General features: G+C 69.1%; 18 protein-coding genes. 10 read left to right on the top strand and 8 right to left on the bottom strand.

Going from position 1 to position 21,875, the window contains the following annotated elements; genetic code table 11:
- Positions 1–7: 7 nt before the first annotated feature.
- The gene (locus tag IPG50_14930; protein MBK6693482.1) at positions 8–826 is read right to left on the bottom strand and encodes a serine/threonine protein kinase; all 819 of its coding nucleotides are present in this window, start codon (positions 824–826) and stop codon (positions 8–10) included.
- A 265-nt stretch (positions 827–1,091) separates the two neighbouring features.
- Here IPG50_14930 and IPG50_14925 point away from each other — a divergent pair, with 265 nt between their 5' ends.
- Both IPG50_14925 and IPG50_14920 read left to right on the top strand, forming a co-directional pair.
- Positions 1,092–2,474 carry a protein kinase gene (locus tag IPG50_14925; protein ID MBK6693481.1) on the top strand — a complete coding sequence of 461 codons (1,383 nt, stop codon included), beginning with the start codon at positions 1,092–1,094 and terminating at the stop codon, positions 2,472–2,474.
- Positions 2,471–3,427, top strand: a complete 957-nt coding sequence (locus tag IPG50_14920) for a tetratricopeptide repeat protein (GenBank protein MBK6693480.1) — start codon at positions 2,471–2,473, stop codon at positions 3,425–3,427. The genes IPG50_14925 and IPG50_14920 overlap by 4 nt, the downstream gene beginning before the upstream one ends.
- A 28-nt stretch (positions 3,428–3,455) precedes the next feature.
- Here the strand turns inward: IPG50_14920 and IPG50_14915 are convergent, their stop codons facing one another.
- From IPG50_14915 to IPG50_14905, 3 genes are read right to left on the bottom strand one after another with little or no spacing between them, the layout of a single operon-like run.
- On the bottom strand, positions 3,456–4,325 hold the full coding sequence (locus tag IPG50_14915; GenBank protein ID MBK6693479.1) for a sigma-70 family RNA polymerase sigma factor: 870 nt from the start codon (positions 4,323–4,325) through the stop codon (positions 3,456–3,458).
- Positions 4,326–4,373: 48 nt separating this feature from the next.
- Positions 4,374–5,999, bottom strand: a complete 1,626-nt coding sequence (locus tag IPG50_14910; GenBank protein MBK6693478.1) for a hypothetical protein — start codon at positions 5,997–5,999, stop codon at positions 4,374–4,376.
- Positions 6,000–6,001: 2 nt separating this feature from the next.
- Positions 6,002–6,772 (bottom strand): hypothetical protein, encoded by a 771-nt coding sequence (locus tag IPG50_14905; protein ID MBK6693477.1) that lies wholly within the window; start codon positions 6,770–6,772, stop codon positions 6,002–6,004.
- A 216-nt stretch (positions 6,773–6,988) separates the two neighbouring features.
- Here IPG50_14905 and rseP point away from each other — a divergent pair, with 216 nt between their 5' ends.
- From rseP to IPG50_14885, 4 genes are all read left to right on the top strand, one after another.
- Positions 6,989–8,686: an RIP metalloprotease RseP gene (gene rseP / locus IPG50_14900; GenBank protein ID MBK6693476.1), complete on the top strand. Its 1,698-nt coding sequence runs from the start codon at positions 6,989–6,991 to the stop codon at positions 8,684–8,686.
- A 128-nt stretch (positions 8,687–8,814) separates the two neighbouring features.
- The gene (locus IPG50_14895) at positions 8,815–10,632 is read left to right on the top strand and encodes a hypothetical protein (protein MBK6693475.1); all 1,818 of its coding nucleotides are present in this window, start codon (positions 8,815–8,817) and stop codon (positions 10,630–10,632) included.
- On the top strand, positions 10,629–11,966 hold the full coding sequence (locus IPG50_14890) for a Sun protein (protein MBK6693474.1): 1,338 nt from the start codon (positions 10,629–10,631) through the stop codon (positions 11,964–11,966). The genes IPG50_14895 and IPG50_14890 overlap by 4 nt, the downstream gene beginning before the upstream one ends.
- Before the next feature lie 50 nt (positions 11,967–12,016).
- Complete coding sequence (locus IPG50_14885) at positions 12,017–13,366, top strand: 2-oxo acid dehydrogenase subunit E2 (GenBank protein MBK6693473.1); 1,350 nt, start codon at positions 12,017–12,019, stop codon at positions 13,364–13,366.
- Between the two features lie 45 nt (positions 13,367–13,411).
- Here IPG50_14885 and IPG50_14880 read toward each other — a convergent pair whose 3' ends face one another.
- From IPG50_14880 to IPG50_14865, 4 genes are all read right to left on the bottom strand, one after another.
- Positions 13,412–14,719, bottom strand: coding sequence for a hypothetical protein (locus tag IPG50_14880; protein MBK6693472.1), 1,308 nt, complete (start codon positions 14,717–14,719; stop codon positions 13,412–13,414).
- A gap of 28 nt (positions 14,720–14,747) precedes the next feature.
- Positions 14,748–15,401, bottom strand: coding sequence for a hypothetical protein (locus IPG50_14875; protein MBK6693471.1), 654 nt, complete (start codon positions 15,399–15,401; stop codon positions 14,748–14,750).
- 185 nt (positions 15,402–15,586) lie between these two features.
- Entirely contained in the window at positions 15,587–16,561 is a 975-nt protein-coding gene (locus tag IPG50_14870) for a putative sulfate exporter family transporter (GenBank protein ID MBK6693470.1), read from the bottom strand.
- A 10-nt stretch (positions 16,562–16,571) separates the two neighbouring features.
- Entirely contained in the window at positions 16,572–17,288 is a 717-nt protein-coding gene (locus IPG50_14865; protein MBK6693469.1) for a class I SAM-dependent methyltransferase, read from the bottom strand.
- Positions 17,289–17,310: 22 nt separating this feature from the next.
- Here IPG50_14865 and IPG50_14860 point away from each other — a divergent pair, with 22 nt between their 5' ends.
- From IPG50_14860 to IPG50_14845, 4 genes are all read left to right on the top strand, one after another.
- Positions 17,311–18,456 (top strand): tetraacyldisaccharide 4'-kinase, encoded by a 1,146-nt coding sequence (locus IPG50_14860; GenBank protein MBK6693468.1) that lies wholly within the window; start codon positions 17,311–17,313, stop codon positions 18,454–18,456.
- 70 nt (positions 18,457–18,526) lie between these two features.
- A complete protein-coding gene (locus IPG50_14855; GenBank protein MBK6693467.1) occupies positions 18,527–19,426 on the top strand; it encodes a GGDEF domain-containing protein in 900 nt (299 codons plus the stop codon).
- Positions 19,417–20,754, top strand: a complete 1,338-nt coding sequence (locus IPG50_14850) for an aspartate aminotransferase family protein (protein ID MBK6693466.1) — start codon at positions 19,417–19,419, stop codon at positions 20,752–20,754. Before IPG50_14855 ends, IPG50_14850 begins: the two co-directional genes overlap by 10 nt.
- Complete coding sequence (locus IPG50_14845) at positions 20,751–21,875, top strand: acyl-protein synthetase (protein MBK6693465.1); 1,125 nt, start codon at positions 20,751–20,753, stop codon at positions 21,873–21,875. The genes IPG50_14850 and IPG50_14845 overlap by 4 nt, the downstream gene beginning before the upstream one ends.

Here is a 21,875-nt window from a genome sequence, read left to right as displayed (position 1 = left end):
ACGCGCTCTACGCGACGTCGAGCCACCGTGCCGTCGAGGCCTCGCCGAGCCAGGCGACGTCGACCGCCGGCTCGTGGGCGGAGGCGAGCAGCGTGTCGTAGACGTGGCGCAGGTTCGAGAGACGCGTCTCGCGATCGGTGCGCAGCATCCCGTCAATGAGCTCGATGACGGGGGCCGGGAGCGACGGCGCGAAGCGGGCCAACGAGGGTGCCGGTGCGAGGGTGCGTCGGAAGGTGTCGACCAGATCGACGCCTTCGAAGGGGTTCAATCCGGCGAGGCATTCGAAGAGCACCACGCCGAGAGAGAACACGTCGGCGCGGCCGTCCACGGCGAGTCCCTGGATCTGCTCCGGCGCCATGTAGCTCGGCGTGCCCACGCAATCGGTTGCGCCGCCGGGGCCGGACCAGTGCGCGCAGGTAGCCACGCCGAAGTCGACGAGCGTCGCCTGGAGCTCGCTGCCGCGCTCGGCGAGCAGCACGTTGTCGGGCTTCACGTCGCGGTGGACGACGCCCGCCCGGTGCGTGGCGTCGAGCGCCGCTGCGAGGCCGCACCCGAGGCGCGCCGCCACGAGCAGGGGAAGCGCCCGACCTCGCGCGAGGTTCTTCGCGAGCGATTCGCCGACCAGGTAGTCCATCACGAGGGCGACTTGGCCGCCCGGCGCGCGCAGGAGCTCACGAACGCGCAGCACGTTCGGGTGGACCACGCGACGCGCGAGCCGTGCCTCCCGAATGAGTCGCGCCGCCTCGCCGCGCGACTCTTCCTTCATGGTCTTCACGGCGACGAGCGCTCCAGTTCGCACGTGACGTGCCAACCAGACTTTGCTCATGCCGCCTTCACCAAGAACCCGGAGGGCCCGATACGAGCGAAGAGCCAGGTGCGCGTCGACGCTCTCCTCCGTGTCCGGACGTGACCCTGTCCACAGCCCCCACCTCTCAACTTTGCGATCCATCGCTTGGGTGACGCCGGCTGCCACGCGGTGTCGCGTTGCTGGCGAAAACTTTCGTCGGAGGCGCGGGCACATCGATTGCACCCCCTTTGGCTCGGTGGCTTAGCGCTGACCCGGCCAGCACGCGAAAATACCCCACGTGACCATGAACGCTCTCGATCGCTCCCACGTCCACGAAAGCGCCATCCTCGACTATATCGACGGTGGCGGCTCGGCTCGCCATGAGGTCGAGGCCCACCTCGATGTCTGCGACGAGTGCCGTCGGCTCGTGGCCGAGTTGGCCCGTCAAGCCACCGGGCCTTGGGGCGAAGGCACGCCCACCGAGCCTCGCCTCGAACGCGCTCTGCCCGCCCCCGGTACGCTGCTCAAGGGACGCTTCCGCATTCAGAGGCCCCTCGGCCACGGCGCCATGGGGATGGTCTTCGAGGCCGCCGATGAAGCGCTCGGCGGGCAAGTCGCCATCAAGGTCTTTTGGCCCAACCTGAGCGCCGATCCGCGCGTGCTCGACTCGATTCGTCGCGAGGTGAGCCTCGGGCGACGCATCGTTCACCCGAACGTGCGGCGCGTTTTCGACGTGGAGTCGAGCGACGGCGTGACGTTCCTGACGATGGAGCTCGTCGACGGCGAAACGCTCGAGGCGCACCTCCAGCGTGAGACCCCGCCGCCCGAGGTGGCGGTTCGCATCCTCAGCCAGATTTGCGACGCCCTCGGCGCGGCGCACGCGGCCGGGATCGTCCATCGCGATCTCAAACCGGGCAACATTGCCCTCGATGAGAAGGGGCGCGTCATCGTGATGGACTTCGGTCTGGCGCGCGACGTCAACGCGCAGGTGAGCCGCCACCAGGGCCGCGGGCTCGTGGGGACGCCGGCCTATTGGTCGCCCGAGCAGTCGCGAGGTGAGCCGGCTACATCGGTCTCCGACGTCTACTCGCTCGGCCTGATCGCCTACCGCCTCTTCGCCGGCCGCTCGTTCACGCTGGAGGGCGCGAACCTCGTGCCGCCGCCTTACCGCGCCGTGGTCGACCGGTGCCTCGAACAAAAGCCGCAAGCGCGGTTCCCATCGGCGGCGGCGGTGAAACGCGCCCTTGAACGGGTGAGCGGCGCAAAGGGCCGCTTCGCGAGGGGGGCCGCTGCCGTCGCCGCGTTGTCGCTCGCGATTGCCATCGTGAGTGCGGTGACGCTCTCTCGTGGCACGTCGATGGCGGCCAGCGCCCCGTTGATCGCGGCGCGGGCCACCGAGGCTCCTGCCGTGGACCTCCCTTCCACGGGCGAGGCGGCGGGCGCGCGACATCTCGGCGCTCCGGCGTTGGAGCAGCCCGCCGTGTCGGTGGCCGACCTTCCCTCGGCCAAGGGCAAACCCCGCGTCCGTGCGCAACGAGTGCTCGACGCCCGCGGCGAGCCGTCCCCATCGACCGCGGAGGCGGCGCCGCCGACGCACACGAACGAGACAGGAGAGAGCCTGAGGCAAAAGCCAGTGCGTCCGAAGCGCCCCATCGACCGCGAAGATCCGTATGCTTCGAAGCCATGAGACGCCGCCTCGCCGCCGCCGCCGTGAGCGCACTCTTTGTCCTCGCCATCGCCGCGCCGTCGCTCGCAGCGCCCGATGGGGAGGACGCGAAGCCTAAGGTTGCCGAGCTGGCGCAGCGCCACTTTCGTCGCGGCGTCGAGCTCTACGACGAAGCGGACTTCGCCACGGCCCTGGTGGAGTTTCGGCGAGCTTACGAGACACTTCCGGAGTTTCGTGTGCTCTACAACATTGGACAAGCGGAGTATCAGCTCCAGCTCTACGCCGCGGCGCTCAAGTCCTTCCGCCTCTACCTCGATCAGGGCGGCGAGCGCATCTCGGCGAGCCGCCGCGCCGACGTCGAACGAGAGGTTGCTCGGCTCGAGGGCCGCGTCGCGAGGCTGCACGTCTCGGGTCCCGCCGGTCTCGAGGTCTTCGTCGATGACGAACATGTGGGCCAGCTCCCGCTGCCCTTGCCGCTCGTCGTCAGCGCTGGCCGAAGGCGCCTCCGGACCGGCGAAGGGCCTTCAGGTACGCGGCTCTCTCGGACCGTCGAGGTCGCCGGGGGTGACGACGTTCGCGTGGACCTAGGAACAGAAGGCTCGAAAGCGGCTTCAACGCCAAAGTCGCGCGAGCCTGGGCAGGCGCCGGGGCCGACCGTTGCGCCGCACGTGGTGACCTGGGTCGTCACGGGTGGCCTTGCCGCGGGCGCGACCGTCACGGGGGTCCTCGCGCTCGGCGCTTCGAGCGACCTCGCCGACAGGCGAGCACGAGTGCCGGGCACTGTGACGGCCGCCGAGCTCGAGGCCGCCGCTTCCAAGTCCAAGGATCTCGCGCTCGCGACCGATCTGCTTGGCGCGGCCGCCATCGCCGGCGCCGGCGTGAGCCTCTATTTGACGTTGCGTCCTCGTTCCCCGGTGCCCCCCGTCGTCGTTGGCCTCGCCGGCCGCAGCGTCTCGATGCACGGTCGCTTCTGAGCGCGGCCCGAACGAGGGTGCTCGCTCGTTACCGCTGCGTGTCAAGGAACGAGAGGCTCACCTCGACGCCGCTCAACATCACGCCGACGAGGCTTGTGAACTCCGAGTCCGAAAGGCCCATGCGCTGCGCCAAGAGCTCGCGGGTCTTTTCGAGCACGGTCTCCTTGGCCCGGACAAGCCTTCGGGCCGCCGTGGCCCGATGGATGCCGTACATCGGCGCGAGCCGATCGATGCCGAGGTTGTCGACGAGGTGCAGGCGCAACATCGTTCGATCTTCCGGTGCCAAGAGCGCGATGGCCTCCCGGAAGGCCGCCCGAAACGGCTCCGCGTAAGCGGCGCGGAGCACGGCCATCTCAGGGCTCGCGCCGAGCGCCGGCGCTCGCGCAAGCGCGTCGTCGTCGTCGTGATGCTTCGTCCGTCGCGACTCGGAGCGCTGCATCGTCAGCGCCGTCCTCGTCACCAAGACGCGGAGCCACGCGGCGAGCGGGCCGCGTCCCGAATATTGGGAGAGCTTCGCGGGCCGCTCGGGGCCGGGCACCAAGAGCTCTTCCCGCACGCGCTGCGCCAGCTCGTCGGGCGTCGCGCCGCGGAGCGCCGCGCGAGCCGCGGCTCGGGTCACGAGGCCATCGAGCTCGGCGAGCGCCGCCGTGTCGTTGCGCAGGGCGGCCTCGGCCAAGGCCACGTCGGCGTGAAGAGCGAGGAGCGCGACGTCGGGCGCCGTCGCCGTCGCGATCAGCGTCGCCACGTGCGCCTCCAAGGCCCGTAGGTCCAGCGTGAGGCTAGGCCACGAAGCGGCCGCCACGGCCACGAGCTCCTCGAAGGCGGCCTCGAGCGGCAGCGCGAGGTCGGCGCGTCCCAGGCGATCCACGAGTCCTGCGCCGACGCCGCCCTGTCCCATGGGCGCATGGTAACCGAACCCGGCTCCTCGCGGCCGCGGGCAGCGCGCTCAGGGGCAGGCGAAAGGGCCCTCGACGGTCTTCGTGGCCCCCACGAAGACCTGACCCGAGCTCGCGTAAGCGAGGTTGCTCACGCACCAGACGTCGATGTCCGTGACGACGTCGCCCGTGGCGAGGTCGAAGTCGAGCTCGCCGGAGGCCCCGACGAAGTTGATGGACTGCCCGGCTCGCAACGCGCCGAAGCCCTTGCCGAGCTCCGTCAAGCGCGCCTCGACGCGCTCGCCTGCGACCAGCTTGCCGAGCCCTTTCGCCAAAAGCTCGCCCGTCGGGTTTGGCGGGCCCTCGGCGGCAAGCGAGAGCGCCACGAGGTAGGTCGCGTCGAAAGCGCCGGCTGTGCCGTAGGCCGTTGGAACGTCGATGAACGCGCCGCGGTAGGCGCTTACGAATGCATCGTACACGCTTCCCCGGTAGGCCGGGACCGTGCCACGGACGCGCTTTTGGAGCGATGGCGTGGTGCGAATGGCGGAGAGCAGGTCGTCGCCCCTCGCCCCATCGGTGAACACGTATTCCGGAAGGATGCCGGGGTTCCAGCTAGCCGTCGCGCCCGCTTGCTCCAGCGGGCCGACGACGGCCTTTACGGTCTCGGTCGTGCCGAGGAGGATCACGATGTGCGGTGCGAAGTCCGAGAGCGCCTTCCTGTCCTCGTCGCGGGGGCCCTCGACAGCCGGGTACACGATGGACCGGAAGTAGGGGGCCGCAGGGTTTAGCGGTTTGCCGTTCAGGAGCGGAGCGTCTTGACCGCCCGACGGCACCAGGAGCCCCGCGAGTGCGGTGCCATACGCGTCGTCCTTCGCGACGACCGCAAGCTTCACTTGGGCGATGCTGGGAAAGCGTGCCCGGAGCGAGGCCTCGAGCGCGGGTATTTGGACGCGCAGCGGCACCGCCTGGAGCAGATCGGTGGGCGCCGTCCTCCAGACGAGACCCCGGTCGTCGAGCGACGTGATGAGGGCCGAGGTCGCCGTCGGTGCGATGAGCAGCGTGCCCTGCCGCACAGTGACCTCGGTGGCGACCTTGATGACGCGTCCGCTGCCGGCGGGCCCGATGATCGCCGGCACCTTCAGGCGCTCTGCGAGGTGTTTGGCGGAGCGGAGCAGCGGCTCGTCAGCGGCGTCGCAAACGAGCGCGGCGAGGCTCCGAGCCGGCGCCGCGCCGGCGGGAATGCCACCAGCCTTCTCGATGTCGGAGAGTGCCACGCGAACGCTGCGGAGGCGCTGCTCCGTCACGTCCCTTGCACCGTCATCCTTGAAGAGCGCGCCGACGATGACCACGCGCTCGCTTTTGAGGATCTCCTTCGGGTCGACATCTTCGGTGCCGTTGGTCAGCGTCTGACACTCGGGCGAGAAGACCTCGACGCACCGGCCCTCGGGTTGGACGCACGCGCGCAGCAGCGCCCCGCCGGCGCAGTCGCGGTGCGATGAACACGGGCGGCACACGCCGCTCTGGCAAACGGCGCCCTGGAAGGCGCCACCCTTCGCGTCGCAGTCGCGAGATGAAGCGCACTGCGCCGCGTCGCGTTCCACGACCAGCGAACACGACGCGGCGGCGAACGCCGCTCCAAGGACCGCGACGGCGAGCGCGAGTGCGCCGAGGCGCCGGTGCGGTCGGCTCCCGGCCATGGCTACTTCTTCGTCTCGGTCTCGAGATCCTCGGCCAGGTAGCTGAGGATCACCTCGTCGAGCGATTTGTCGCTGATGAGATCTTCGCCAAAGATGGACGCGGCCTTGGGCGACCGCGAGGCCCCGAAGATCGACGCCGGGCGCGTCGAGCCGTAGCGGCCATCGGACGGCGGCGCCGACGAGCGTCGAGCAGGCCTTCCCGATGGCGAGCGCGACGACCCTTTGCGCGAAGGGACGTGGTCCTCCGGCGCCCCCTGCGACCGGTAGCGGGTCTCGGTTGCGGGCGCCTTGGCAAAGAGGTTCGCCGGTGGCGGCGGGAGGTCGCTGATGTGGGGCCGCGGAACCGAGTCTGACGGCCCCATGTCTTCCGGGGCCGGTGCGGGAATGGTTCGCCCGCTCGCCGGCGGCCGCTGGCTCTTGCGCTTCGGGGCGTCGACGCTCGGGCTGGCCGCGGCGGGCGGCACCTCCGCGGCCGGCGCAACGCCGAGCGCGGCGTCGATGAGCGGGTCGTATTGTCCGTCGCGCAGCGCGATGAAGACCGACTTGTGCTGGTCCTTCATCATCTGGCGGACCGTGTCCGCCATCTTGGTCTCGCCGATGTGCTCCGCGTACGACGTCTTCAGGGACTTGAGGATGCGCCCGCCGTCCATGAACAGGTGCGTGATGATGTGCGGGTGCTTAACGCCCGAGTCCTCGGTCTGAATATGGAACGTCCGGTTCTTGTGCCGGACGTTGTTGTTGTAGCCGAGGAGCGGCGAGGGAGCTTTCGACATTCCGCTGCAATGCTAGGCGTCGGGCACGGCCCGACGGATTCCCAGAACTAACACTTCCAGTGCCTCTGAAACAGAGGCCCTGCGCAAAGGTAACGCCTTTGTCGGCGCGTGGCTCGGACCGTTTCGAGGGCCGCGAGGTTGTGGTACGGACGGCACGCGTCGTCGTGGGCCCTCTTGTTGGTCGTCGGCTCGGCCCGTCGCGCGCGCTCCTCCGCCGTGGAACTCGTCTACTTTGCGCTCCTCATCGGGGGCCTGATTTTCATCCACGAGTTTGGCCACTTTGCCTTGGCCAAGGTGTTCGGGGTCAAGGTCCTCACGTTTTCCATCGGCTTCGGGCCGAAGCTCCTAAGGCTTCGGGGGCGTGAGACGGAGTATTGCCTGAGCGTCTTGCCCTTCGGCGGCTTCGTCAAGATGCTCGAAGAAGGCAAGGGCGCTGGGCCCATTCCGCCGGAGGACCGCAGCCGCACCTTCGAGGCCCAGTCGCTCTACAAGCGCGTGCTCATCGTGGTCGCGGGCCCGGCGATGAACCTGCTCTTCCCCATCCTCCTTTACGGGGCCGTCTTCCTCGAGCACCGCTCGCTGCCGCCGGCCGTCGTGGGCGTCGTCTTTCCTGGCATGCCCGCTGAGGGCAAGCTCCAACCGGGCGACCGCGTCGAGGCCATCGACGGCGACGAGGTGCGGACCTATCCCGATGTGCAGCGGCTCCTCTCGGGCAAGGCGGGGCGCGCCGTCAAGCTCGTGGTGACCCGCGAAGGCCGCGAGCTTGAGGTCGTGCTCACGCCGGTGCGGGTGGCCCGCGATCGCGAGCGCGAGATCGAGGAGTCGGCGGACGTGCTCGGCTTCTTGCCCGGCCTGCCGGCGCCGACCGTCGGCGTGCCGGCGACCGACTCTCCGGCGTATCGCGCGGGCCTCCGCTCCTTCGATCGCGTGGTCTCTGTGGGCGGGACGCGCATCAGCACGATGGAGGAGCTCACGCAGCTCCTCTCGGCCAACCGAGGCGACACCGTCACGCTGTCTTATCTGCGACCCGTCCCGGTCCTCGCGCAAGGTGGGCTCTTCGATCTCGCGGTGATGGAGCCAGGCGTCGCCACGTTGACACCGCTCCCGCGGCCCGCACCCGTGGAGGGCGGCGTTTTGCGCGAGCGCGACGTCCTCGATCGCGTCGGCATCGAGAGCTCGGAGATGTTCGTGGCCTTCGTGCCCGAGGGCTCGAGCGAGTGGAAAGCGGGCCTCCGCGCAGGGGATCGCATCACGCACCTCGACGGGAAGCCGCAGCGGCTCTGGCTCGCCATGAAGGACGAGCTGAAGCGCGGCGCCAGTCAGATGCGGGAGCTCCGCTGGACGCGCGAGGGCGAGCCCAAGCGAGGCTTCTTTCAGCTTCGCCGCGAGGGCTGGCAAGACGAATACGGGCAGAGCTACGAGCGCTACGTCTTCCGTACGACCTCTTGGGCGCCGCGCCACGTGGAGCTCGTGCCGAACCCGAACCCGGTCCTCTATGCCCTTCGGAGTGCCATCGAGGAGACGGGCAGCGTCATTCGCTTCATCAGCGTCGGCTTCGTCCGGATTCTCCAAGGCAAGATCAGCCTTCGCTCGGTGAGCGGCCCCATCACGCTCTACGACGTGGCCGGCCAAGCGGGCGCCAAGGGCACCACGTATTTCGTCTGGGCCATGGCCGTCATCTCCATCAACCTTGGCCTCGTGAACCTCTTGCCGATCCCGGTCCTCGACGGCGGGCACCTCGTATTCCTCGGTCTCGAGGCCCTAAAGAAGCGCCCCGTCAGCATGCGCGCTCGAGAGATCGCGAGCCTCGTCGGCATGAGCATGTTGGCGCTGCTCATGCTTCTGGCCTTCAAGAACGACGTCGAGCGGCGCTGGGAGCTCATCTTGGGGCAGCTCCGCGATCTGTTTGGTTAGGCCTTCTGCGTACCGCAAAAAGCTGCGGCAAAATACCTAGGCTCGTCCGTTCAGTGCCGGGGTCCCCGAGAACTTTTGCAGCGGAGCTGGCACGGGGCCCGAGGTTGTGCCACTTTCCCGGCGAACCAATGAAGTGGCTTGCCTGGGGCTCTGTGTTCGTTCTCTGGGCCGCTGCCTGCGCCACGACGGAGCCCATCGAAGCGAGCGACGTCCCGACGCCTCCGAGTCCGGAGGCGGCGCCGCCTCCCGCCGACGCCGGCACCGACGCGCGCGCTGAAGCGTCCGTGAAGCCTGAGGCCGGCGGCGGTGACAGCTCCTTCGTGGCTCCCGCGCCCATCGTCTCGGCCATGACGCCGCTCAAAGCCACCGCCGGCGGCGTTGGCCCCACGCTCGTCGTCACGGGCGATAAGTTCGTGAGCTGGTCGGTCGTTCGCGTCGATGGCGCCGACTTGCCGACGACCTTCGTCAGCCAGACGAAGCTCCAGGCGCAGCTCCCGGCGTCCCGCATCGACAACGCCGGCATTCTTCAAATCGACGTCTTCACAGCGGCGCCGGGCGGCGGAAAGAGCGCCAACCTGGGCTTCTTGGTCGAAAACCCGATCCCCGTGCTCGCCTCCATCGCGCCGTCCTCGGTCCAGGTCGGGTCCGGTGACATGATCCTCACCCTCAACGGAACGAATTTCTCGAAGTCGCCGAAGGTCACCTTCGACAACGTCGACCTCGTGATTCAATCCGTCACAGCGAACGTGCTCACGGCCACGGTGCCCGCCGCCCTCGTCGCGGTCGCCGGCAGTCGGCCCGTCACCGTCGCCAATCCCGCGCCCGGCGGCGGCAAGAGCTCCACCATCGCGTTCATCGTCACCAACCCCCAAGCCATTACAGTCACGGGCGTGAGCCCCACGACGGCGCTCGTGGGCAGCGGCAACGTAACGTTGACGATCGCCGGCGCGGGCTTCGTGCAGGGCTCCGGCGGCTCCGGCTCCAGCGTCTCGTTCAACGGCGTCAACATCCCGACGACGGTCACCGACCAAACGCAGATGAGCGCGACGATCCCCGCGGCGCTCCTCACCACGTCGGGCACGTTCCCCATCGTCGTGACCAACCCGCCGCCCGGCGGTGGCGTCTCGAGCCCCGTGACCTTCGAGGTGCAGAACCCCGCGCCTTCCATCACCAAGCTCCAACCGAACACCGCCTTCTACGGCGGCTCCGACAAGAAGATCTCGGTCCTCGGCACCGGCTTCGTCCCGCAGTCGGTGGTGCGCGTGGCCAACACCGACGTGACGACGACCTTCGTCTCGGGCAACGAGCTCGAAGCGCTCGTGCCGGCGCCGAAGCTCGCCGCGCTGGGCACGCTGGGCATTCACGTTCATTCGCCCGGACCGGGCGGTGGCGACTCGGCGACCTCGCCGCTCCTGGTCGTGTGTGATCCCTCTGGTGTCGACGTCGCGCTCGGCGCCGCCGGCGACGTCACGACGGTGTTCACCAGCTTCAGCACCGCGCCGACGGCGCCGCCGCTGAACGCCGGCGTGTGCCCCACGAGCTTGGCCACGACGCGCACCCCGCAGCCGTATCGCACGTGGGTCGTTCAGAACAACCAACCGCAATCGCTCACCCTCTCGGCGTGGGCCGTCTGTTCGACGGGCACCCTGTCGGAGGACGACGCATTGCTTGCAATCTACAAACGCCCCACGCCGCCCGCGACCGACGGCGAGCGCCTGCAATGTGCGACGGTCATGTCGGAGGGCTCCTTCGGCTCCTACCCGGCCGGGGCGACCTACAAGAGCCCCGAGTCGAACGGATCGAGCTGGTGCCCCGGTCTCACGAAGGCCAACGGCGGTGGCGTCGCGCTCGCGGCTTGTGAGAAGGCCGTCGTCTTCACGATGCCCTACGACGCGAGCAGCATCTACTACACGCCGCCGTACGCGCTCCGCCTCAAGGTCGAGTGAGCGTCGCCACCAAGTCCCGCGTGCCTACGGCGCGGCTCGTGGCGGAGGCGGCCCTGGCGCGCGTCTTCGACGACGACGCCTTCGCTTCCGCGGCGCTCGAGGCCGAGCTTGTTCGCGCGCCGCAGCTCGACGCGCGCGAGCGCGCCTTGGCGACCGAGCTATGTTACGGAACGTTGCGGGTCTTGCCTTGGCTTGAGGCGAAGCTCGACAAGCACGCGAAGAAGAGCGTCACCAAACAGAGGCCGCGCGTGCGCGCCTCCTTGGCCATCGCCTCGTATCAGATTTGTTTCCTCGACCGCATTCCGCCCTACGCCGCGGTCAACGAAGCGGTGGTGGCCATCCGCGCCGCGTCGGATGCGCGCGTCGCTGGGTTTGCCAACGCGATCCTGCGCAAGGTCGCCGCCTCCGTGAGTCCCGAGCGTCCTTCGTTGACGCTCGCGCTTCGGGCCTCCGTGCCGCCGTGGCTCGGGCGCGCGCTCGAACGTTCCATCGGCAAAGAAGGCCGAGACCAAATGATCGATCTTGGCGCTAGTTCGCCGCCGCTCGGTCTCGTGGTGCCTCATGCGGAGGAGCGCAACGCGATTCTCGAGCGGCTGCGCGCCGTCGCTCCGCCAGAGGCGGTGCTGGAGCCGGGCCAAGTCTCGCCGCTCGCCATCGTGGCGCGGGGCGCCGGCCGCATCGATGAGCTGCTCCCCGGCGAGTCCGTCTCGATCCAAGAGGAAGGCTCGCAACTCGTGGCGCTCGCGCTCGGGGCGAAGGGCGGTGAGCGCGTTCTCGACGCGTGCGCCGGTCGCGGGCACAAGACGCGACTCCTTGGCTTCCGCGTCGGCGCCGGCGGCACCGTCGACGCGGCGGACCTCCACCCGTTCAAGCTCGACCGAATCGCGACGCCCAGCGGCGGACCGTCGTCGACGACGTACGCCGTTGATTGGACCGCCGGCAGCGGCGATGTGCCGGCGGGCTACGACGCGGTGCTGGTGGATGCGCCGTGCTCCGGCAGCGGCACCCTTCGTCGCCGCCCGGACCTGCTCCTTCGTCGAAGCGAAACGGGGCTCGCGGAGCTGCAGGCGCTGCAGCGCGCCATCCTCGAGCGCGCCAGCTCGCATGTGCGGGTCGGCGGCCGTCTCGTCTATGCCGTGTGCAGCGTCCTTCGTGAGGAGGCCGAAGACGTCCTCGCCGCCGCGGCCCTCGACGCCCATGGATTTAGGCCCGCGCCCTTCGCGAGCGACGAGGCGCGCGCGATCTTCGGTGACGCAACCATGGGGCGACTCTTGCCGCACGTCCACGGCACCGACGGCTATTTCCTCGCCAGCTTCGTGCGCACCGCCCCGTAGGCCCGACCGCCTGTTGCCAGCGCCCACCCAGGGGCGTAAAAGCATTGCCAATGCTCATCGACGTCAAACTGCCCCAGCTCGGCGAGAGTGTGGCCGAAGGCACCGTCAGCAAGTGGCTCGTCCGTGAGGGCGACGTCGTGAAGAAGGATCAGGGGATCGTCGAGATCGGAACGGACAAGGCCGACAGCGAAATTCCCGCCCCTGCGGCAGGACGAATCGCCAAGCTCGTCGCGCACGAAGGCGACGTCGTCCCCGTCAACGCTGTGCTCTGCCAGATCGAAGAGGGCGTGACGGCGGCGGCGGCCGCGGCTCCCGCAACAACCGTCGCGTCGGCCGTCGCGGCGCGGACGCCCATCACCGAGCCGCCGGGGGCTGTGCGCAGCGCCACCGGCGCCGCTCTGGCGACGCCCACGGCCCGCAAGGCGGCTCTCGAGAACGACGTCGACTTGAGCGCCGTCAAAGGGTCCGGCGACTTCGGGCGGATCACGAAAGACGACGTGATGCGCGCGAAGCCCGGCGCCGCGGGTGCCGATGGCAACGGCGCGCCGCTCGTACCCTCCGCGCCGGCCCGGTCCGCAGCGGCGGCGTCGCCACGAGCCCAGGAGCTTGCCCAGATGGTCAACCAAGGTGGCGGCTTCGTGCCGCCGATCCCCGGCGTCGGATACGGGTCCTTCAAGGTGCCCGCCTACAAGCAGCACGACGGTGACACGGTCGTGCCGTTCACCCGTCGTCGGCGCATCACCGCCGACCACATGACGTACTCGAAGGTCTCCTCGCCGCACGTCGTGACGGTGGCGGAGGTCGACCTCCATCGCGTGTCCCTTCTGCGCGAGGCCAACAAGGACGCCTACAAGAAGGAGGGCATGTCGCTCACGATGCTCGCCTTCGTTTGCGTCGCGACGGCGCGAGCGCTCCGCGAGAACCGCTCGCTTAACGCGCGCGTCCTCGACGACGCCTACGTGCTCTTGAAGGACGTCAACCTCGGCGTGGCGGTGGACTCGCCCGACGGCCTCGTCGTGCCCGTGGTGCGACGCGCCGACGAGCTCGGGATTCGTGGCATGGTGCGCGGCGTGGACGACCTGGCGAAGCGCGCCAAGTCGGGCAAGATCACCATCGACGACTTGAGCGGCGCATCGTTCTCCGTCTCGAATCCCGGCATGAAGGGCAACCTCTTCGGCGGCGCCATCATCAACCAGCCGAACGTGGGCATCCTCCGCATGGGCGAGATCCAAAAGCGCGTCGTCGTCGTCGAGGGGCCAAACGGCGAAGACCTCATGGCGATTCACCCGGTGATGTACGTGGCGCTCAGCTACGACCACCGCATCGTCGACGGCGTGGCCGCCAACTCCTTCTTGTGGCGCGTCACGGAGATCTTGGAAAAGGGCGAGTTCGAGGTCTAGCTCGCTGAGCGTGATCTGCTTGAGCCCAGGGCGTGCTGGCTTCGCTCAGCGTCGTCGGCGCCGAAGCACAATCACCACCGCGGCGAGCGCGACCCCTGCCGCCAGCTTGCCGGCGCCAGCGTCACGTCCGGCGAGCGTGGAGCAACCGCCCTCGGCGCTGTAGATGCCGAGGCCCTTGCCGCCGGGGCCCGCTGAGCCCCCATCGACGGCGCCGTCGGTCGTGCCGTCGGCGCGCAGCGTGGCGCGGAGCGCGGGCCAGTCGGCTTCGCACTGGGCCGTGGAGCTTCCGGCGCCGCAGGCCAGCGGGCCGCGAACGTCCTTGAGTTCAAGCACCGGTTTGAAGGTGCGTCCTTCGTCGGTCGACGCGCCGAGCGCGAAGCTGCCGCCGGTGGCGCCGCATGCGTAGAGCGTCTTCGCCGTTCGAAACAAGCACTGCACCGCGAGCTCCGAGACGCGCGCAAACGCGAGCGCGTCACGGTCCGCCACGTAGACGCCCTCCGGCGACCCGATGGTGATCCGCGAGCCGTCGGGCGCGAGCGCGAAGCCGACGAGCGGCGCACCCGAATGGACCGCGCGGAAGGATTTACCGCCGTCGTCGGTCACGAGGAGACGGCCCGACTTGCCGCTCGTGCGGACGTAGACGCGGTCCTTGTTGTTGGGATCGACGGCCGCGATGAACGGGTTCAGCTCGGCCGGCTTCTCGAGCGGGACGGTGCGCTTCTCGTAGGTGACGCCGCCGTCGTCGGAGACATAGAAGAGCCCCTGCCCGTCGCCGCTGCCGGAGACGTAGACCCGCTGCGGCTCGCTCTTTGCGACCTCGATCGTTTGCGCGATGAACGTCGGTTCGAAGGCGCTCGAGACGACCGTCCACGTCACGCCCGCATCGAGGGTTCGGAAGATCTCGGTCGTGTAGAGCGCGGCGCCGGCGTCGGTCGCCCCCACGTTCTTCGTGGCGAGCACCAGACCCTCGCGCGGTGCGTCGCCCCGCACCGTGGAATCGATGATCGCCTTCTTGCCGAGCGTCGCGTCAAAGGCCCAGCCGCAGCCGCCGTTTCGCGAAATCGCCAGGCCGTCGATGGTGCCCGCGAGAATCGCGCCGCCCTCGAAGACCGACATGGGCGGATCGTAGAGGCCGCCGTAGCCGATGGCGCGCTCGCAGATCCAGTCCCAGCTCGCGCCGCCGTTCGATGAACGAAGGACCCCGAAGGTGACCCTGAGCGTGAGCTCCTGCTCGTTGCCCGGCGTCACGACGAGCTGGTTGGCCGCCGGAAAACGGCCGTTGGCGCTGGCGCTCCCTGCGACGGAGAGGGCCAGCGCGGCGGCCGCGGCGGCGAACGAGCGGGCGAACTTCACCGCGCCATCTTAGCAGCCGCGAGGATGTTTAGAACGACGCGCCGAAGCTGATGTAGCCCCACGGCAGGACGCCGAACTCGCCGGCCTTCGCGGAGAGGCCGACGCCGCTTCCTGCGAAGGCCATGAGGCCGACGCGAAAGTTGAAGCCGGCGCCGTCGACGGGGTGCAACCGATAGCCGATCATCGCGAGCGGCAGCGCTCCGAGGCCCGAGCTCGACGATTCGCGGCCAAGGCTTGACCCGGCTCCCGACGCGTACATGAGGTTGACGCCGCCGCCGACCTCGAGGCCGCTCTTTCGGCCGCGAACGCCGAGGTAGCTGGCGGTGATGGGGAAGCTCATGAGCGACGCACTGGACGACGCCGTGCCCGCCGACGCGCTGAAGGAGAGGTAGCTGAAGCCGGCGCGGACACCGAGGTCGTCGATGACGCGGCGCTCGTAGTTGATCGAATAGGCGATCGCGGCCCCGAGGCCTTCGGCGTAGATGGTGTTGGGCGAGGGCTTGTCGGCGGCCGCGGTCTCGCCGCTCGCGGCTGCGGGCGTTGCGGCCGGGGGTGCGGCGGCCGTCGCCGATGCAGGCGCGCCTGCGGGGGCGGCGGGCGCGTCGGCCCACGCCATAGGCGAAGCGAGAGCGGCTGACACGAAGGCGAGCGAAGCGACAGCGCGACCGATGGTATGCGTCATGGAGGTCCTCCCAGCTTGAAGAGACGAGGCTAGGAGGGTCCTGATGGAACGGGACAATATCCGACAACGATTTGCCTCCGACGTGTCGGCCCGTGTCGTCGCGATCGGTCGCTTCGTCGACCATGGGCCGGTCTGAGCAGTGACCAGCCAAGCGTGGTCCTATGTGGTGTTTGAGTCAGGCGCGACTACGAGATGAGCCCGAGCCTCAGCGCCGCGAGCGTGGCCGCCGCGACGACGACCCACAACGCAAGACCCATCGCGAGCGGACGTGCACCCACCGAGCGGAGCGCGCCGCGCGTGAGGTTTGCGCCGATGAGGAAGAGCGTCAGCACGAGGGACTGGCGCGCCACGCGTGCCGCGAGCGCACCCGCTGTCGCGACCTCAGGGACAAATGTGACGACGGCCGCCGCCGCGAGGAATCCCACGATGAACCACGGCTTCTTGACGCTGGGGCGCGGGCCCGCTTCCGCGGACCGACTCCGCGAGCGCCACCACCCGATGAGCAACGCGAGCGGCACGATCCAAAGCGCGCGCGCCAGCTTCACGGTCGTCGCGACCTCGAGGGCGACCTTGCCGTATTGGCTCGCCGCACCGACCACCGAGCTCGTGTCGTGAATCGCGAGGGCGGCCCACAGGCCAAAGCGCGCTTCGTCGAGGCCAAGGGCGTGGCCGATGAACGGAAACGCGACGAGGCCCAGGGCGTTCAGGAGGAAGACCACGGCGAGCGACACGGTGGCGTCGTCATCGTTGGCGCCGATGGCGGGCACCACTGCCGCGATGGCGCTGCCGCCGCAGATGGCTGTGCCGACCGTGAGGAGGAGCCCGACGTCGCGCGGAACACGGAGCAGGACACGGAGGAGGGCGCCGACGATGAAGCAGCCGACGATGCCCGCGAAGGTCATCGCAAAGCCTTGGAGGCCGGCGGCGAGGACGACCCTGAGGTTCATCCCGAAACCGAGCGCCACGACGGAGAGCTGCAGCAGCGTCGCCGTCGCCTTCTTGGTGAGCTTGGCGTACGGGTTGCCGAAGGTAAGCGCCGCTGCGATGCCTACGATGAGCCCCACGCTCGCCGTCACAGCGGGATGCAGCGTCGCGGCGGCGAGCGCGAGGAAGACCACACGCGCCAGGAGCGATGGCGGCGCGGCCTTGGAGCTCGTCATGGGGCCGTGACTACCTCGATCGCGCGGGCACCGCCAGCGTCTGACGCGTCGCGAGCACCAAGAGCTCGACGGGGCTCATGGGCTCGATGCGCACCCGAAAGTGCTCGCCCAAAAGGGCCGCCCACTCGGCGTCGCTCAGCACGTGGCCCTCGATGTGCACGCCGAGCCGCCGATCCTCGTGGAGGACGGCTTGCGGGCCCGTCCGCCGGACGGCGCGCGCGCCATCGTCGATGGGCCGGTGGTCGAGCTGCGCCAACCAGCCCAAGGACGGCACCTCGAAGGCGAAGAGGCCACCGGGAGCGAGGACGCGCGCGACCTCGCCGATGAGGCGTGCCTGCGCCTCCGCATCGGGCGGATGCGACAGCGTTCCGTGCAGCGCCAGCACCGCGTCGAACTCGCCATCGGCGAAGGGGAGCGGCGCGTAGAAGGTCTGGCACACGAGGGGGATGGGGCGTGCGCGCCGCCGGCAAAGCTCGAGCATCGCCTCGGAGGCGTCGAGGCCCGTCACCCGAAAGCCGAGATCCAAGAGCGTTGGGAGCTCGCGTCCCGTGCCAACGCCGAGGTCCAAGACCTTGCCGCCCGAGCTGCTGCTGCTGCTGCTGCTGCTGCTGCGCGGGATGTCCTTGGCAATGCGGCCCACGCGTGCGCGCGTCGTCGCCGCGTCGAGCGCGTAGTCGCGATCGTAGCGAGCCGCGATGGCATCGAAAAACGAGATGGCTGACGACACGGCTCGACTGTAGCTTGGCCCGATGCGGCTTTCGAGCAGCATCCGGGCGAGCGTGGCGCAGGCCCTCGAAGAGGGGCGCCTTCAAGGTGCACTCGCGCGCTCTCTCTCCTCCGCGTGGGCGAAGGCCGCCGACGCGCGACTCGTGAAGTCTCTCGACTGGCCGCCGCACGTTCGCGCCATTGGTGTCGGTGGGGGCACGCTCGGAGGGTCGTACAAGACGCCGCTGGCGCTCGCCGTCGCGCATCAGGTCGCAAGCTCCGGGCGAAACCGCGTCGCCATCGTCGGGCACGGCTACGGCGCGCGCGTCGAACGCGCTCGCGCGGTGGTGCGCACCGACGAAGCCCGTGACGTGGGCGACGAGGCCGTCTGGCTCGCGGAGAAATTCACGCGCGGCGTGGTCGTTGTTGCCGCGGAGCGGAGCGACGCGGTCCGCTACGCCGTCGCGCAAGGGGCCAATGTCATCGTCTTCGACGGCCTCCACCAGACCACGCCCCGGAGGCTCGACCACGCGCTCTTGGTGCTCGACGCGGAGAGGCCGTGGGGCGCGAGCCAGAGCCCGCCGAGCGGCGACGCCCGGGCGTCGGCGTCGCGCCTCCGGTCGCTCGCCGACGAGGTCGTCCTCGTTCGCACGCGACGGGGGAGCGCCGAGCGCCACGCCGACGACCACGACCGCGACCGCGACCACGACCACGACCGCGACCGCGACCGCGACCGCGACCACGACCACGACCACGACCACGACCGCGACCACCACCAGAGGGTGCACGAGGGGAGGTACCTCCTTGAGGGCGCGCGGCTCCTTGGAGGGGCCGAGCGGCTATCGATGGCCGAGCTGCGGGGCAAGCGACTCGGGCTCTCGACCGCCATCGCACGGCCGTCACGGCTCGTTGGCATGCTCCTCGATGAAGGCATCGTGCCCACGCGTGTGGTGAGATCGGCCGACCATGCGGGGCCAGCCTTCCCCCCTGTCCTCGAAGGTGAGCGCCCTCCCGTGGACGGTTGGCTCGTGACCGAGAAGTGCGCCAGCTGGCTCCGCGCGGAGCAGCCCGAATCCTACAAGCGCTTACAAGTTCCGGTCTTCGTCCTGGAGGCAACCCTCGCGGTTCCTACGCTGCTCCGAAAACTCGAGGCGGCGAGCGACCTTGACCGGCACAGGGGGGCGCCATAGCATCGGCCGAGCGCCGATCTCGGCGGTCTCAGCGAGCGGATCCTGGTGAATTTGCCTCTTTTGGTGCGACGTGTCTGAAGACGAGAAGACGCGCGTCACGACCATCGTTCAGAAGCCCGTCCGCGACGAAGATCGGCCGCGGGGCACGGACTGTTTGGTCGTGATTTACACGAAGGAGCCTTCGCTCCTCGGCAAGCGCTTCATGCTCGACCAGAGCCCCATCCGTGTGGGCCGAGGCTCCGAGAACCACATCGTCCTCGAGGGCGACTCCGTCTCGCGGCGTCACGCCCACTTCGAGCTGCGCAACGGTCGCTGGTACGCCGTCGACGACAACTCGACCAACGGCACCTACGTCAACGACGACATGATTCCGCGCGAGCTCACGCTCGGCAACGGCGACCGCGTCAAGGTGGGCCCCACCATCTTCAAGTACTTGTCAGGCCACGACGTCGAGGCCCAGTACCACGAAGAAATCTACCGGATGACGATCATCGACGGTCTCACGGGAGCGCACGTGAAGCGCTACCTGCTCGAGGCCCTCGAGAAAGAGATCGTGCGAGCGCGGCGTCACCAACGCGACCTCGCGTTCATGATGTTCGACATCGACCACTTCAAGAAGATCAACGACTACCACGGTCACTTGGCTGGCGATTACGTCCTCAAGGAGCTGGCTCGCATCGTTCAAGCGCGGATTCGTCGTGACGAAGTGTTCGCTCGCTACGGCGGCGAAGAGTTCGCGCTCCTCCTTCCTGAGACCTCGATGGAGGGGGCGCGTCTCTTGGCCGAAGGTCTTCGCGAGAAGATCGAGAACTCCACCTTTCAGTTCCAAAACGAGACCATCAAGGTCACCGTCTCCATCGGCATCGCGGCGCTCACGGAGCAGATCAAGTCGTCGCAAGAGCTCATCAAAGCCGCCGACGACAAGCTCTACGAGGCGAAGCGCTCGGGACGTAACAAGACGTGTCTGTAACGGACGCCGATAGCGCCGGCCCCAAGCTCGTCACCCCTGTTCCCGGACCCAAGTCGCGAGCCGCAGCGGCTCGCCTCGCCGCCGTCGAGTGCCCGGCCTTCGACGCGCGCCGGAAGGAGCGTGGCGCGCAAAGCGGCGAGGAGCACGCGAGCCTCGTCTACGCCCGCGGGCTCGGCTCGAACCTCTGGGACGTCGACGGCAACCGCTTCGTGGACCTCGTGCTCGGCTTCGGCGCCTTGTCCTTCGGCTACGGCGCGCCGCTCGTGCTTGGTGCGCTTCACGAGGCTCAAGAGCTGCTCCTCATGGCCCTCGGCGATGTCTATTCGTCGGAGACGAAGGTGGCGCTCTTGGAGGCGCTCGTTCGGCTGATGCCGGAGGCCGGCGCGCGCGTCCTCCTCGGCTTGTCGGGCGCCGACGCTGTCACGGCGGGGCTCAAGACGGCAGCGCTCGCGACGGGCAAGGCGGGTGTCATCGCCTTCGAAGGCGCCTACCACGGCCTGAGCCACGGGCCTCTGGCAGCCTGCGGTTATCGCGCGTCGTTCCGCGAACCCTTTGCCCACCAGACGGGCGACTTCGTGCGGTTTGCACCTTATCCAAGCGAGGCCACGGCGCTCGACGCGTCGCTCAACGCGGTGCGCGACGGGCTCCGCAGCGGCAACGTGGGCGCCGTACTCGTCGAACCGATCTTGGGCCGCGGCGGGTGCGTCGTGCCACCGCCGGCGTTTCTGCCGTCGCTCGCCGCGCTCTGCAAAGACGCTGGCGCGCTGCTCGTCGTCGATGAGGTGTGGACCGGCATGGGTCGTAGCGGTTCGATGCTCCTGTCGGTCGAACAAGGCGTGCTCGCCGACGTCGTTTGCGTCGGCAAAGCGCTCGGCGGTGGCGCGCCCATCTCGGCGTGCATCGGGCGCGGCTCAGTGATGGAAGCGTGGGGCGCGTCGGGCGGTTCTGCCATTCACACGGCGACCCACTTCGGTTCCCCACCGGCCTGCGCCGCCGCGCTCGCCGTGATGCAGGCGCTCACGCCGCAGCGGCTGGCGGCGATTCGCGAGAAGGGCGACGCGTTTCGACGAGTCCTTTCGGAGCGCCTCCTTGGCCGCGGCGTCCGCTCGGTCCGGGGCCGCGGTCTCATCGTCGGCATCGAGCTCGACGGCGACGGTGCCCGCGCGCTCGCCGTGGCTTCGCGGATGTTGCGCGCCGGCTACTTGGTCCTGACCGGCGGCACCGCTGGCAACGTGCTGACGCTGACGCCGTCTTACGAGGTCGATGCCCGTCTCTTCGAACCCTTCGCGGCGGCCCTCGATGCCGCCCTGAACGAGGGAGCGTCGTGACCAAGCTTGAAGCCAGCGAGCGGCTCCACGAGCGCGCCCGCGCGTTCGTCACCGCCTTCGAAGGCGCCGAGCCCTCTCCCGAGCCTTTCGACGCGCTCGCCTGTGATCTGGCCCGCTTCCAGGCCGCCCACGTGCCCGGCTACCAGCGCCTCGTTCGAAGCCGCGGCGTCGACGTCTCGCGTCTCGTCCGCGCAGGCGACGCGCCAGCCGTTCCGACCGACGCGTTCAAGATCAGTCGGGTGTCGGCCTTCGACGAGGCTGACACGCCCAAAGCCTTCCGCACGAGCGGCACAACGCTAGGCGCCCGCGGCACTCACTTCTTTCGCCATACCGCGACCTACGATCGGGGCGCCATCGCCTCTGCCAAGGCGACGCTCTTCCGCGACCTCCCGGCGGCAGCGCGCGCTCTTGTCGTCGGACCGCCGCCGGCCGCGCTCCCCGACTCATCGTTGACCCACATGCTCGCGCTCTTCGTGGCCGCGTTTCACGGCTCGCGTGACGTCGACGTCGGCGCATCCTTCGTGCTCGACGGCGATGTCTTTGACGTCGCAGCGCTGGACGAGCGCGTCGCAGAAGCGCAGGTCGAAGAGGTGCCCGTCGTCCTTATGGGCACGTCGTTCGGCTTCGTTCACTTTCTCGATGCGCTGGGCGACGACACCTTTCGGTTGCCGCCGGGCAGTCGCGTCATGACGACCGGCGGATTCAAGGGCAAGTCACGCGAGGTCTCCGAAGGTGAGCTTCGCGCGGCCATCGCGCGCGTCTTCGCCGTGAACCCAGGCGACGTGGTCTCCGAATACGGCATGACGGAGCTGTCGAGCCAGTTCTACGAAGGAACTCCGATGGGTGGTCCGGCGGGCGTTTTCGTGGAGCCGCCATGGGCCCGCATCACGCCCGTCGACCCCGATACGCTCGAGCCGGTGAAGGACGGGGAGGTCGGCATCGCGCGCATCACCGATCTCCTCAACGTAGACAGCGCGGCGTTTGTCCTCGCTGCGGATCGGGTGCGCCGCGTTGCGGCGAGCGCGTTGCCTAACGGCAGCGGCTTCGAACTGATCGGGCGAAGTCCCGGCGCGCCGCCGCGCGGCTGCTCCATCGCCATCGACGAGATCTTGGGGCGGTAA

The sequence above is a fragment of the Myxococcales bacterium genome (assembly GCA_016703425.1).
GTDB lineage: Bacteria > Myxococcota_A > Polyangia > Polyangiales > Polyangiaceae > JADJCA01.
The sequence above is the reverse complement of the archived record's forward strand: the minus strand, read 5'-3'. Positions and strand labels throughout refer to the sequence as shown.

Excerpts from the sequence above, each read along its gene's own strand:
- IPG50_14930 (MBK6693482.1), bottom strand. The coding sequence starts at position 826 with ATGAGCAAAGTCTGGTTGGCACGTCACGTGCGAACTGGAGCGCTCGTC.
- IPG50_14925 (MBK6693481.1), top strand. The coding sequence starts at position 1,092 with ATGAACGCTCTCGATCGCTCCCACGTCCACGAAAGCGCCATCCTCGAC.
- IPG50_14920 (MBK6693480.1), top strand. The coding sequence starts at position 2,471 with ATGAGACGCCGCCTCGCCGCCGCCGCCGTGAGCGCACTCTTTGTCCTC.
- IPG50_14915 (MBK6693479.1), bottom strand. The coding sequence starts at position 4,325 with ATGGGACAGGGCGGCGTCGGCGCAGGACTCGTGGATCGCCTGGGACGC.
- IPG50_14910 (MBK6693478.1), bottom strand. The coding sequence starts at position 5,999 with ATGGCCGGGAGCCGACCGCACCGGCGCCTCGGCGCACTCGCGCTCGCC.
- IPG50_14905 (MBK6693477.1), bottom strand. The coding sequence starts at position 6,772 with ATGTCGAAAGCTCCCTCGCCGCTCCTCGGCTACAACAACAACGTCCGG.
- IPG50_14895 (MBK6693475.1), top strand. The coding sequence starts at position 8,815 with ATGAAGTGGCTTGCCTGGGGCTCTGTGTTCGTTCTCTGGGCCGCTGCC.
- IPG50_14885 (MBK6693473.1), top strand. The coding sequence starts at position 12,017 with ATGCTCATCGACGTCAAACTGCCCCAGCTCGGCGAGAGTGTGGCCGAA.
- IPG50_14875 (MBK6693471.1), bottom strand. The coding sequence starts at position 15,401 with ATGACGCATACCATCGGTCGCGCTGTCGCTTCGCTCGCCTTCGTGTCA.
- IPG50_14870 (MBK6693470.1), bottom strand. The coding sequence starts at position 16,561 with ATGACGAGCTCCAAGGCCGCGCCGCCATCGCTCCTGGCGCGTGTGGTC.
- IPG50_14860 (MBK6693468.1), top strand. The coding sequence starts at position 17,311 with ATGCGGCTTTCGAGCAGCATCCGGGCGAGCGTGGCGCAGGCCCTCGAA.